Raw genomic sequence first — 13,008 nt, 5'->3', positions numbered from 1 at the left:
CGGCCCGCGAGATGACAAAGACGCTCCGCCGCGCGGGCACCTCGCGCGGCGGAGCGGAAAGGACGGCGGTCACCGGGGCGGGCCAGCCGCCCGGCCCCGGAGCATGAGTCACGTCACTACTGGCACGCGGTCACGTTGGGCAGCTTCGTCAGCGGCCCCTGCTGGCGCGCCTCCAGGCGCAAGCCGACGATGAGCTCTTCCGCGAGGTAGAGCGGATTGGTGGGGCTCAGCGCACCCGGCGTGGTGCTCGGGTGGGAGTTCCGGAAGGCCGTCAGGTCCAGGGTGAAGCGGGTGAACGGCGACAGCCCCGTGCCCGCCAGCGACTTCGGGGTGGTTGCTGCCTGGTCATCGAAGAGGACGTCGAGCGCCGAGGCCGCACTGGCCGAAACCCCCACCAGGGCGCTGGTGGAAGGCCCCAGGTAGGTGTCATTCACGAAGTCGTACTCGTGCAGCCCCGACGCCGTCTGGAACTCCGTGGCGGGTCTGAAGCTCAGGCCCGTGGTGTAGGGGGTGTACGTCCGGCTGGGCGTGAAGGCCACATACAGCCCGATCGTGTTGATGACCGGGGTCGTGTGGTTGCACTCCAGGTACTGCTGTCCGCTCTTGTAGAGGAACGCCGGACTCAGGACGATCTCGGGATTGCGGTCCGCCAGGATGTCCTCCCACACGGCCCTGGCCGTGTCAGTGTCCACGCGGCTCCACCGCGTGGACACCACCTTGTCATGGCGCGGGATGCTCACGAAGACGTCCCTGACCGTCGTCGCCGCCAGCTCCGTTCTCGCCATCCGCAGCCGGTTCTCCACAGCCTTCGCCGCCTCCTCCGCCTTGGTGAGGAGCAGCTCGATGTCCGCGTCCAGCGGGTCGATGGTCGTCAGCCCATTGAGGAGCGTCAGCTCCGCCGGCGTGAAGGCCACGTTGTGTCCCGGCGTGCGGATCTCCGGGTACTTCACGTCGATGGCCGGCGCCAGCCACTCGCCCATGATCTTCCGCATCGTCTCCAGCCGCACGCGCAGCATGTTGCCGTCCAGGTTGCGCAGCGCCCACGCGGGGGCCAGCGCCAGCAGCCGCGCTTGCGCCTGGGCGTTCAGGTAGTCGGCTTCCAGGTGCTTGACCTCCAGCATCACCGAGCGGATCTGCCGCTCGATGTTGACCAGCTCCACCTCGCGCTCGATGTCGACGATTTCCTTCGTCACCCACGTGTCGAACAGCTTGAGCAGCGCCTGCGGGTAGTAGCTGACGTTGTCCACGCAGGGGCCCACCACCCGCCGGGAGCACTCCAGGTAGAGCTTCTGGTAGGCGGTGTTGCCCAGGTGCGCGGACTGGCTGGGCAGCAGCCGGCCCTGGGCCACGTAGGTGTTGGCCAGCGTCTGGAATTCCGCCTGGGCGACCAGCATCGCCCGCGCCATCTCCTTGGAGGCCTCGGACTTGGACACCATGTGGACCATCCGCACGGACAGCCGCGAGTCGCTCACGTTCACGGGGTTGCACGGGCTCGCCGGGTCGGAGCTGCTTCCCTTGATGTCGTTGACCACCAGGTAGAGCTTCGAGGGCCGGTCCACGAAGACGGATGTGTACGGCGCCTGCACCACCTGCACGGCGTGGGCGAGGCTCTTGTTCGTGTAGGCCACGTCGTCCACGTCCGGCGGCATCTGCACCAGCAGCAAGGCGCCCACTGGCTGGTTCGGGAACGGCGTGAGCTCCGAGCGCACACCCTGGGCCATGGTGAAGGAGGAGCGGGTCTCATTGCCCTCGCTGTCGGACTCGCTCCGGTTCTGGCTCCACGTCCTGCCTCCGTCGTAGTTGACGCATCCGGTGAGGCTCGCGGTGAACTTGAGGACCTCCTTCACGACGGGGACTTCCAGCCCCAGCCCCGCGCAGAGCTTCGCGCCCCAGCTCCAGTTCGAATACTTGCCCTCGGTGGTGACGGTCTGGACCGACTCGGCCACGTACTCCGAGTTCTGCACCGTGAACGCGTAGCCCTCCGGGCCCGTCAGGATGGGGCCGCTGGAGCCGCTCAGCACCGGCGTCTTGCTGTCCGGCAGCGTCACCCTGGACAGGGCGCACTGCGGCGCCCACCTGCCGCTCACCTGGACGTTCACCGAGTCACCCGCCGCCGCGACCACGGAGAGCGGGTCGCTCCCCTTGAGCACCCACATGGTGCTCAGGTCCTGGCTCCCCGGCGAGGTGTGCCGCGTGTGATCCCGGGCGTTGATGTCCATGCCCTCCGCGGACTTCTGGAGGTCCTGGCCGGCCTGCTCGATGGCCGGCACCAGGGCCTCGAAGTTCTCCATGAAGTCGCCGTAGGTGGCCTCGTCCACCGCGTGGCTGATGCGCAGTCCGTTGAGGTCCTTGCTCAGGTCACCCACATGGGCGGCGAGCAGCTCCAGCCGCGAGGTGATGTTGGCCTGGCTCGACTGGTTCTGCAGCTGGCCCAGCAGCCCCTGCACCAGCGTCAGCCGGCTGCTCCGGTAGGCGGCGATCTCGGTGTCGGTCTGGGTGATGGTGGTATTGAGCAGGCCCAGGATTTCGCCCAGCTTGGCCTCGTCGAAGCCAATGGAGAGCGTGCGCCGGGTGGTGGGGAAGAACAGGCCGTCCGCCGAGTACGACGCCGTTCGCGCCTTGGCCTCCTTGAGCAGGGAGGCAAAGCCCTTCAGCGGGTCGGACAGGCTGTCCACCGGCGTCTCGGACAGGTACTCCGGGAGCGTGGCGAGAGGCACGGGAGTGCCCGCCGCGTCATTCACCGCGGACTCGATGAACCAGTAGTAGTCGGCAATGGCGCCCAGGGCATTGCGCCAGTCGGCGCGGACCATCGGGTCGTAGGCGATGCTGGCCAGCTCCGCCGGACGGTCCAGGTTGCCCAGCACCTTCCACAGCTGGCTGGTCTGCGTGGCCGTGCTCTGGCACGTCTTGAAGCGGCAGCCCATGTCGTGCAGCCGGCTGACTTCCTCCAGCCGCTCCTCCAGGCCGCGCAGCGCGTCGCTCAGCACGTAGAGCGCTGGTGCGCTCCACATGGCGGGGTCCATGCCGTGCATGCCACCGCCGCCGGACAGCGCGTTGAGGACGTCGAGGTCCGCGGCCAGGCCGTCGTGCAGCATCTTCAGGCGCAGCGCCTCGGCCTGGGCATCCGTCGTCACCGGCGTCTGGGACATGGACTTGAGGTACACGGTGTTCCAGAAGGCCTTGAGCACCTCGCTGGTGCCCGCCAGCAGCTTCGGGTCCGGCTTCGTTCCCGCCGGGTACAGATGGGTGCGCGCGTTCTCGTACCACTGCTGGATACGGTGGAGCCGCTGCGACAGCTCCCAGACGCGGATGTACTCATTCACGGGGGGGCTGAGCGGCAGGCTCATGCCCTTGACCTGGGTGGCCAGATTGAGGCGGTGGTACTCGTCGCGGTAGACGGTGCCAGCACAGTCGGTCAGTGACAGGTTCTTGATGGTGCTGGCCACGCTGGCGCACTGGATGGCTGCGTTGGCCGCGGCCCGGGCGGAGATGCCCGGCTCCAACATGCGGCTGCACAGGGTGAAGGTGCCATTGATGGAGGGCAGCGAGGAGGTGCTGGTGCAGGCGGCCGTCGTCGCGGGCGGCACCCAGGTGGTGCCACACGGCGGGAGGTACTGGGGCTTGCTGCCATACAGGGCCGCCGCGTACTGGCCCCCGTAGTCGCTCAGCAGGTGGCCCCGCACCTCGTAGAGCATCTTCATGCGCTTGACGAGCTGCTCCTCCAGCGCCACGCGGTCCACGCCCGTGGGCGCAGCGCCCGAGGGCAGGGAGCCCAGGCCGGTGAAGGACCGCCTGAGGCGGTCGAACTTGGCGTCGGTCTCGCTCTCCGTCCCCATCGGCAGGGGCTCCGCCGTGAGGCAGGTGGGCACAACCGAGTAGTGCTCCGGTTTGGAGCTGAGCTGGTCCTGGGTCGCGACGTTGACCTGGAGCGGGTTGTAGAACGCCTGGGCCTCCGCATCCGCTTCCGCGCGCGTCTTGCCCGTGGCCGTGTAGTACCGCGCCGGGCCGCCGCAGTCGTTCGCCAGGGTGGAACTGGGAGCCCGGCAGGACTTGTATTCGGGCTTGGTCGTGTCGGTGCACTCGCCATACTCCACATCCGAGGTGGTGCAGGCCTCGTTGATGCGTCGGATGTACACGGGCCAGTTCCTGATGGTGTACGAGCACGTCCCGGTGCCACCGGTCTCGTCGCCAGTGACGTTGCTGATCGAGTAGGTGTACGTGACGGGGTAGGCGGGGTCCTGCCGGTATTCGGCCGGGATGGTGTTGACCGTCGCCTGGGCCGTGAGGCTACAGCCCTGGCCGCAGTCGTAATAGGTCTCGTAGTAGTAGCCCAGGTCCGGGTGGTAGGCCCACCGCCGCTTCGCCAGGCATTCGACGGTGGTGGAGAAGGACCGGCTGATGCGGTTGGGCGTGCCGTCCGGCTTGATTTCGATGCCGTGCTCGGAGCGGCGGCAGCACGCCGACGTCCCATAGTGGCTCAAATCGCACGCCTTGCTCGGCACGTTCGGGTAGCACTTGAGCGCGTACTCCCATGGGCCCGAGCACTTCGTGTCCACCAGCTTCGTTGACCCGATGAGCTGTGATTCCGCGCAGGCCAACCCCTGCTCCGCGCTCTCCAGCGTCTCCTCCGGCTCCACCGGCGAGCCACAGCCCGCCCAGACGGCAACCGCACACAACAACAACAACGACATACGCCGCGACACTGCACTCCCCCTCGTGGAACCTGGAGAGGCTTCAATCAGGTGAAAGACTCTCCAGGGTTTGTGGGGCCGCGGACCTAGCAGCTTTCAGGGATGGAAGTCCAATACGCGTTCTTACGTATTCCCGCTTGAAGGTTGTTCATAGGCGTCAGGACGCATGGGAAGGAGACATGGCCTGTTGAGGGGGAGGCGGGCTGGCGGGCCATGCCGCGCCCTACGCGCCCTAATAGAGTGCATGTCCGCAGTTCTTGCAGAACTTCGCGTCCAGGTCGTGTCCCTGGGTGCCGCAGCCGGGGCAGGCCTGGGTGTTCACCCCGTGGCGCGTGGCGGCGGCCAATTCCACGGAGACGATGCCGGTGGGCACCGCGAGGATGCCGTAGCCCATCACCATCAGCACCGAGGCGATGAACTGCCCCATCACCGTCTTCGGCGTGATGTCGCCGAAGCCCACCGTCGTCATCGTGACGATGGCCCAGTACATGGAGCGGGGGATGTTGTCGAAGCCGTTCTCCGGGCCCTCCACCAGGTACATCACCGAGCCCATGATGACGACGATGGTGAGCACGGCGCCGAGGAAGACGATGATCTTCGGCCGGCTCGCGCGCAGCGCGGTCATCAGCACCTCCGCCTGTCCCAGCAGGTGCGCCAGCTTGAGCACGCGGAAGACGCGCAGCATGCGCACCACCCGCACCACCAGCAGCGACTGGGCCCCGGGGAAGAACAGGCTCAGGAAGGTGGGAAGGATGGCCAGCAGGTCCACCAGCCCGAAGAAGCTCGTCGCGTAGGCCAGCGGCCGGCGCACGGCGATGAGCCGCAGCACGTACTCCACGGTGAACAGCACCGTGAAGCCCCACTCCAGGGCTCGCAGCTCGAAGCCGAACTGCTCGCGCACCGAGGCCACGCTCTCCAGCATCACCGCGGCGATGCTGAAGAGGATGGTCCACAAGAGGCCGACGTCGAACGCCTTCCCGGCCGGAGTGTCCGCTTCGAAGATGATTTCGTGCATCCGGGCGCGGATGCCGCCAGCCGGACTCTGCTCGGTGATCCTGGACACGGCGCCAGTCTAGACGCCACGCGTCTCAGGGCCCACGGAAAGTGGGTACGGGACCCGGGTCCCTTGGAGGCCCGGGCCCCGTCCCTGCCCTCCTCCCGAGGAGGAGAGAGGAGGACAAAGCGTGAATCAGGCCTTGCCGGGCGAGGGCATCGTCGGCGGCGTGCCGACGGCCGTCGACGCGGGTGCCTCCGGCGCGGGCGGGGTGGGCTTCCCCGCGCCCACGTGCATCCGGTGCTTCACCTCGGCGAAGCGGTCCGCGGACTCACGCTCGGGGAACATCAGCGACACCAGGATGCCCACCGCGAAGGACAGGGGGATGGTGATGATGCCCGGGTTCTTCAGCGGGATGGGCGCCGAGGCGTTGCCCAGGAGGTCCACCTGTACCGTGGGTGACAGGAAGATGAACATCACCGCGCTGATGGAGCCCGTCAGCATGCTCGCCACCGCGCCATTCGTGGTGAAGCGCTTCCATGCCATGGACAGGAGCAGCGCGGGGAAGTTGGCGCTCGCCGCGATGGCGAAGGCCAGGCCCACCATGAAGGCCACGTTCTGCCCCTTGAAGGCCACGCCCAGGATGACGGCGAGGATGCCCAGGAAGAGGCTGGCGAGCCGCGCCACCTTGAGCTGCTCGTGCTCCGGGGCCTTGCCCTTGCGCACCACGCTGGACCACAAGTCATGCGACAGCGCCGCCGCGCCGGACAGCGTCAGGCCGGCCACCACCGCGAGGATGGTGGCGAAGGCCACCGCGGAGATGAAGCCGAGGAAGCCCGTGCCGCCCACCACCTCCGCCAGCATGGGCGCCGCCATGTTGCCGCCCTTGTCCACGCCGGTAATCGCCTGCCGGCCCACCAGCACGGACGCGCCGAAGCCGAGGATGAACGTCACCAGGTAGAAGTAGCCGATGAGGCCCGTGGCGTAGAACACGCTGCTGCGCGCCGCCTTCGCGTCCGGCACCGTGTAGAAGCGCATCAGGATGTGCGGCAGGCCCGCCGTGCCGAACATCAGCGCCACGCCCAGCGAGATGGCCTCCAGGGGGCTCGCCACCAGCTTGCCGGGGGCCAGCGTCTCCGGGCCGTACTGCGTGGCTGCCGCGTTGAAGAGGGCCAGCGGGTTGAAGCCGAACTTGTAGAGCACCGCGCCGGCCAGCGCGGACGCGCCCGCCAGCAGCAGCACCGCCTTCACGATTTGCACCCACGTGGTGGCAATCATGCCGCCGAAGAGGACGTACAGAATCATCACCGCGCCCACGATGATGACCGCCATCTCGTACGACAGGCCGAAGAGCAGGTGGATGAGGTTGCCGGCGCCCACCATCTGCGCAATCAGATAGAAGCTCACCACGGTGAGCGTGCCCACCGCCGCGGACAGACGCACCGGCGTCTGCTTCAGCCGGTAGGCCACCACGTCCGCGAAGGTGTACTTGCCCAGGTTGCGCAGGGGCTCGGCGATGAGGAACGTCACCACCGGCCAGCCCACCAGCCAGCCCACCGAGTAGATGAGGCCGTCGAAGCCGGACGTGGCCACGAGGCCGGCGATGCCGAGGAAGCTCGCCGCGCTCATGTAGTCGCCGGCCAGCGCGAAGCCGTTCTGCACGGCGCTCACGCCGCCGCCGGCGGCGAAGAACTCGGACGTCGTCTTCGTCTTGCGCGCCGCCCAGTACGTAATCGCCAGGGTGATGGCGACGAAGAGGAGGAAGAAGATGATGGCCGTGCTGTTGGGCTGGCCGAGCTGCGTGCCCGCTGCTGTCGTCGGGTTCATGCCGTCCTCACTTTCCGTCGCGCAGCTGGTGCAGGGCGCGGTCGTACTTGCCGTTCGCCCAGACGATGTAGATGCCCGTCAGCCCCCACGCGGTGAGGATGACGAGCGCCCCCAGCAGGATGCCGATGGACAGCCCGGGGACGATTTGCTGGCCCATCAACGGCTTGTTGAAGGCCACCAGCAGGATGAAGCCCAGGTAGGCCACCAGGGTGGCCACCGTGAGCACCGCGGCCACCCGCCAGCGTGACGCGGCGAGGGCTTCCAGCGCTTCCTCTCGGGAATCAGCAGACATGGACGTTCCTCCTCACAACGTTTGACTTGCTCTGCTCAACGCTTGAGCTGCGTGGGGGTACCCTTGGCGAGCAACTCATCGAGGACGGCCGGGTCGGCCAGGGTGGTGGCATCTCCCAGGTTCTCCGTCTCACCCGAGGCGATCTTCCTCAGCATGCGGCGGAGAATCTTTCCACTGCGCGTCTTGGGCAGGCCGTTGACCAGAACCACACGGTCCGGCGTGGCGATGGGGCCGATGACGTGCCGCACCTGCTCCTTGAGCGCGCCCACCATCTGCTCGGGCGAGGCGTCCTGGTAGTCCGGCTTCATGGTGACGAAAGCGCACACTCCGGTGCCCTTGAGGTCATGGGGGAAACCCACCACGGCGGCCTCGGCGACGGACTCGTGGGCCACGAGCGCGCTCTCCACCTCGGCGGTGCCCAGGCGGTGGCCGGAGACGTTGAGCACGTCATCCACGCGGCCGGTAATCCAGTAGTAGCCATCCTCGTCGCGGCGGCAGCCGTCGCCGGTGAAGTACAGGCGCGGGAAGCGCGAGTAGTACGTCTCCACGAAGCGCTGGTGGTGGCCGTACAGCGTGCGCGCCTGCCCCGGCCACGAGCGCGCCAGGCACAGGTTCCCCGTGACGCCGTTGCCCTCGATGACGCGGCCCTCGTCGTCCACGAGGACGGGCTCCACGCCGAAGAAGGGCAGGGTGGCCGAGCCGGGCTTGGTCGGCGTCGCGCCGGGCAGCGGGGCGATGAGGATGCCGCCCGTCTCCGTCTGCCACCAGGTGTCGACGATGGGGCAGCGGCCCTCGCCCGGCACGTCGTGGTACCAGCGCCACACCTCGGGGTTGATGGGCTCGCCCACCGAGCCGAGCAGCCGCAAGGACTTGCGCGAGGACTTCTTCACCCAGCCGTCGCCCTCCTTGATGAGGGCGCGCAGCGCGGTGGGCGCGGTGTAGAGGATGGTGGCCTTGAGGTCGTCCACCACCTGCCACAGCCGGCCCGCGTCCGGGTACGTGGGGGTGGACTCGAACATGACGGTGGTGGTGCCGGTGGCCAGCGGGCCGTAGAGGATGTAGCTGTGGCCCGTCACCCAGCCGAGGTCCGCGGCGCAGAAGTGCACGTCGTCCGGCTGGATGTCGAAGATGTAGCGGAACGTCGTGGCCGCGTAGACGAGGTAGCCACCCGTGGTGTGCAGCACGCCCTTGGGCTTCCCGGTGGAGCCGGAGGTGTAGAGGATGAAGAGCGGGTCCTCGGCGTCCATCCACTCGGCGGGGCAGGTGCCGCGGTGCTTGGACATCTCCACGTCCAGCCAGTAGTCGCGGTCCATGCGCATGGGCACCTCCTTGGAGGTGCGCCGCACGACGAGGATGGACTCCACCTGGGTGAGGCCCTCCACGGCCTCGTCCGCGATGGCCTTGGTGGCCACGAACTTCGGGCCGCGCGGGCCCTCGTTGGCGGTGACGAGCACCTTGGCGCCCGAGTCGAGGATGCGCTCGCGCAGGGCCTCGGACGAGAAGCCGGCGAAGACGACGGAGTGCACCGCGCCGATGCGGGCGCAGGCGAGCATGGTGTAGGCCAGCTCCGGCACCATGGGCAGGTAGATACAGACGCGGTCACCCTTGCGGACGCCGTGGGCCTTCAGCACGTTGGCCACGCGGCCCACGTGGTGCTGGAGGTCGCGGTAGGTGATGACCTGATATTCGCCGGGCTCGTTCTTGGCCCAGATGATGGCGGGCTTGCCGGGGCGCGTCTTGGCGTGACGGTCCACGCAGTTGAAGGCGACGTTCAGCTTGCCGCCACCGAACCAGGAGAAGTCCACCTGGTCGGCGTCCACGTCGAGGATGGTGTCCGGCTTGTGGAACCAGGTGAGCTGCTGGGCCATCTCGCCCCAGAAGGCCTCGGGCTGGTCCAGGCTCTTGCGGTAGAGGCGCTGGTACTCCTCCAGGTTCTTCACGTGCGCGGTGAGGCTGAACTGCTCCTTCGGCTGGATGAGCGTGTCCTTCGTCTGCGTCATGGGAGTCATCCTCGTGCGGGGCGTCAGTAGAAGTACTGGAGCTGGGCCGTGCCGGTGATGCCGGTGTCGGCCTCGGAGATGTCGCCCGTCTTCGTGACGGCGACCTCGGTCTTCAGGTTGAAGGTGTGGCCCTGGAACCAGACGTTGAAGCCGGGGCGCAGGGCGAGCAGGTCCTGATTCACGACGCGCGAGTTGAAGTACTCGCCGGACAGCACGGGCTCGAAGTGGCCGAAGCGGTAGCCGACCTCGGAGAAGAAGCCGGTGCCGCTCATCGCGTTGTCGAAGCCCTCGCGGTAGTGGAAGACGTGCGTCTGGAAGACGAAGGTCTGGTCTCCGGCGAGGGGCAGGTTCAGGAAGACATCGGTGGACAGGGCGAGCGAGTCGTGGACGCCGGTGGCGGTTGCGATGGCGGAGGGCTGGTAGTCAGCACCGGCGCCCACGGAAAGTCGGGGCTTGTCGTCGAAGTAGATGCCCTGGAAGAAGAGGTCCTCCTCGCGGGTGAGGAAGTTCCAGCGGACGAGCGCGACGCCGCGCGGGAGGTCATCGGGGTTGACGGTGGCCTCGGGCTTCCGGACGCCCTCGGCCCCGTTGAGGATGGCCGCGCGGAAGCCGAGCGGGCCGGCGAAGCCGCGGAGCTGGACGCCGGTGTCTCGCCATATCTTCCCGACGCCCGGCGTGAAGCGCACGAGGCCCGCGTGGTAGTCGACCGTGTTGAGCGCGATGGCGCCCTGGAGGTTGTGGCGGGAGAGCGGCGCGATGAGCAGGCCCGCGTCCACCCAGACCTTGTCCGCGAACATGTACGAGACGAACGCGTCCTGCATGAACAGGGTGACGTCGAAGTTGCCGTCCTTGCCGTAGTTGGGCTGGTCCGTCTCGATGAAGAACGAGAGGTTCTTCGTCACGTTGCCGAAGACGAGCAGGCGGATGCGGCGCAGGTAGAGGTCGGTGCCCACGTGCCCGACGGGCGCCCCGTCCTTGATGAGCTGGAGCTGCGGCTGGAGGAGGACGTTGACGTTGAGGTTCGCCTCCTCGCCGAGCGCTATCTTCCCGGCGGCCGCGGGAGCGGCGTGCAGCACGGCCACGAGCGCGGTCAGGAGCGACAGCAGGCGGAGGGGGTGTGGGCGCATGCCCCGCTCAGCAGAGCAACGCCTCTGCCAACCCGTGCTGGCTGGATTTTCAGGACCTTACGGGTTGGCCCGGTGCGTCAGGACGTTACCGAAGGTGACGTGGGCGTTACCGCGGTAACGATTCATGCACCGCGTCGTAACGCGTGGGCGCTAGGGGGTGACGTTGTCGCCCGTGGGCTTGAGCGCTCGCAGGCGCCATACGAGGAAGGTGTGCACCCTCCGGTCGCGGAAGTCGCCCGCCAGCTCCACGGGGCCCTCCACGGCGGTGAAGCGCGCCGCCAGGTCGTCGGGTGGGGGAGGGCCGCCCTCGCCAACCCAGAGCACGTCCTGGCCCGGGGCGATGACGGGGTCCGGCCACAGGTCGTACTGGCTGAAGCGCGGGGAGGCCCCGGTGTCGGTGACGGCGCCCGTGTAGTAGGCCACGTGCGAGGCGAGCTGGTAGCTGGGCGCGTAGATGGCGGCCACGTTCTTCGCGTCCATGCCGGGGAACAACTTCTCCGGCGTGGCCAGCTCGCGCAGCACGTTCCAGCCCCGGATGCGCCACAGCAGCCGGTCCCGCTCGGCGCGCACCACGGGGAAGAACACGTGCGAGCCCACCGCGAGCACCACCGCCAGCCCCGAGACGGTGACGGCGCGGCGCCAGGCGGGGCGCATTCCGGCCACGCCCACGCACGCGGCCACGTAGGCCGTCTCGGGCCAGTTGGCCTCGCCCCGCGCGCGTGTCGCCGCGTAGCCGAAGAAGAGCAGCGGCACCACCGCCGCCATGCGCAGCAGGAACTGCTCGCGAGGTCCGCGCACCGCGTACACCAGCGCGAGGGGGAACAGCACCGGGCCTCCAATCGCGAGCTGCCCCCCGAGGAACTCGCCGAAGGTGTTCCACCCGCCCCACCCCTTGAAGCCGTGGCGGAGCTGGAAGAGGAAGCCCACCCACTCATGCCGCGAGTTCCACAGCACCACCGGGACGAAGCACAGCACGGCCAGCGCGCCCGTGAGCCACGCGCCCCAGGGCAGCCGCCGCGCCCGCGCCGAGGCGAGCAGGAAGGCGAGCCCCAGCAGCACCGCCGGGTACTTGGATAGCAGGGCGAGCCCGCACGCCAGCCCCGCCCACACCCAGCGCTCGCGCCACAGGGCCCACAGCCCCAGCGTCCAGAAGAGGAGCAGCGGCGAGTCGGGCGTGGCCCACACGCCGGCCACCATGCCCACGGGCACCACGCTCCACAGCGCCGCCGCGCGCCACGCCGCCGCGCTGTCGCCGTACACGTCGCGCGCCAGTCCCCATACCGCGGCCACCGTGAGCGCGCCGCACACCAGCGCCGTGGCGTGGATGCCGAGCACCGCGACGAGCCACGCGGCCAGCGGCGGGTGGTCGTAGTAGCCCCACGCCAGGTGGCGGGCCCATTGCCAGTAGTAGGCGGTATCGAAATAGACGTCGGTGCCCAGCGCCAGCGCGAGCCGCAGCACCGCCGACACCGCGAGCACGACGAGGCAGGCCCTCGGAACCGGACCGGCGGTCGCTGTCGGAGCGGCGGGAGGGGAAGGCAGGCTCACGGCTCAGGACAAAGCGCACCGGGCGCCCGTTGACCAGAGGCGTGTTGTGCCTGTGGGAGGGTTTCCGCTTCCGAGCGCCGCCGGGGCGGGGATATACCTCGGCGCCCCATGCAGCCGCCCGCTGTCCGCCAGGCCTTCCCGCCGGCCTCGTCGCCGGGCGGCCCCGTGTTCCGGGGCCTGAGCGCGGGTGCGTGGGCCCTGCTGGGGCTGGCGCTGGTGAACCTCTTCTTCCGCTTCAGCGACGGAACGCTGGAGCCGGAGACCTTCTTCAACGCGGACGCCCTCTACCTGCCCGCGCTGTACCGGGACATCGTCGGTCTGGGCGGCAGCTGGTCCGGCTGGCGGCTGACGCCCGCGCCCTACTTCTTCCCGGACATGCCGCTGTACTTCGCGTCCGAGGCGCTGTCCGGCTCGCTCACGCGGGGCGTCCTGGTGTTCGCGGCGGCGCAGCTCGTGCTGCTGGCGCTGGCCACGCGGTGGCTCGTGCGGACGGCGGCGCCGCCCGGCGCGGTGGCGGTGGGGCAGGTGG

The 13,008-nt window shown here is 68.7% G+C and carries 8 protein-coding genes; 1 reads left to right on the top strand and 7 read right to left on the bottom strand.

Features of this window, described 5'->3' with window-relative positions; genetic code table 11:
- Positions 1-116 precede the first annotated feature (116 nt).
- From HG543_RS25535 to HG543_RS25505, 7 genes are all read right to left on the bottom strand, one after another.
- A complete protein-coding gene (locus HG543_RS25535) occupies positions 117-4,703 on the bottom strand; it encodes a hypothetical protein (RefSeq protein ID WP_169347466.1) in 4,587 nt (1,528 codons plus the stop codon).
- A gap of 220 nt (positions 4,704-4,923) precedes the next feature.
- The gene (locus HG543_RS25530; RefSeq protein ID WP_343073433.1) at positions 4,924-5,754 is read right to left on the bottom strand and encodes an ion transporter; all 831 of its coding nucleotides are present in this window, start codon (positions 5,752-5,754) and stop codon (positions 4,924-4,926) included.
- 126 nt (positions 5,755-5,880) lie between these two features.
- The gene (locus HG543_RS25525) at positions 5,881-7,512 is read right to left on the bottom strand and encodes a sodium:solute symporter family transporter (protein ID WP_169347465.1); all 1,632 of its coding nucleotides are present in this window, start codon (positions 7,510-7,512) and stop codon (positions 5,881-5,883) included.
- A 7-nt stretch (positions 7,513-7,519) separates the two neighbouring features.
- A complete protein-coding gene (locus tag HG543_RS25520) occupies positions 7,520-7,804 on the bottom strand; it encodes a DUF485 domain-containing protein (protein WP_169347464.1) in 285 nt (94 codons plus the stop codon).
- Between the two features lie 35 nt (positions 7,805-7,839).
- Entirely contained in the window at positions 7,840-9,804 is a 1,965-nt protein-coding gene (acs, locus tag HG543_RS25515) for an acetate--CoA ligase (RefSeq protein WP_169347463.1), read from the bottom strand.
- A 23-nt stretch (positions 9,805-9,827) separates the two neighbouring features.
- Entirely contained in the window at positions 9,828-10,931 is a 1,104-nt protein-coding gene (locus tag HG543_RS25510; protein ID WP_169347462.1) for a porin, read from the bottom strand.
- A 150-nt stretch (positions 10,932-11,081) separates the two neighbouring features.
- Positions 11,082-12,410 carry a glycosyltransferase family 39 protein gene (locus HG543_RS25505; protein ID WP_343073432.1) on the bottom strand — a complete coding sequence of 443 codons (1,329 nt, stop codon included), beginning with the start codon at positions 12,408-12,410 and terminating at the stop codon, positions 11,082-11,084.
- Between the two features lie 177 nt (positions 12,411-12,587).
- On the opposite strand from HG543_RS25505, the gene HG543_RS25500 reads away from it, so the two are divergent.
- Positions 12,588-13,008 (top strand): hypothetical protein (locus HG543_RS25500; RefSeq protein ID WP_211194166.1); only part of this gene is annotated, 421 nt, incomplete at its 3' end.

The sequence above is a fragment of the Pyxidicoccus fallax genome (assembly GCF_012933655.1).
In the GTDB taxonomy this organism is placed as follows: domain Bacteria; phylum Myxococcota; class Myxococcia; order Myxococcales; family Myxococcaceae; genus Myxococcus; species Myxococcus fallax.
The sequence above is the reverse complement of the archived record's forward strand: the minus strand, read 5'-3'. Positions and strand labels throughout refer to the sequence as shown.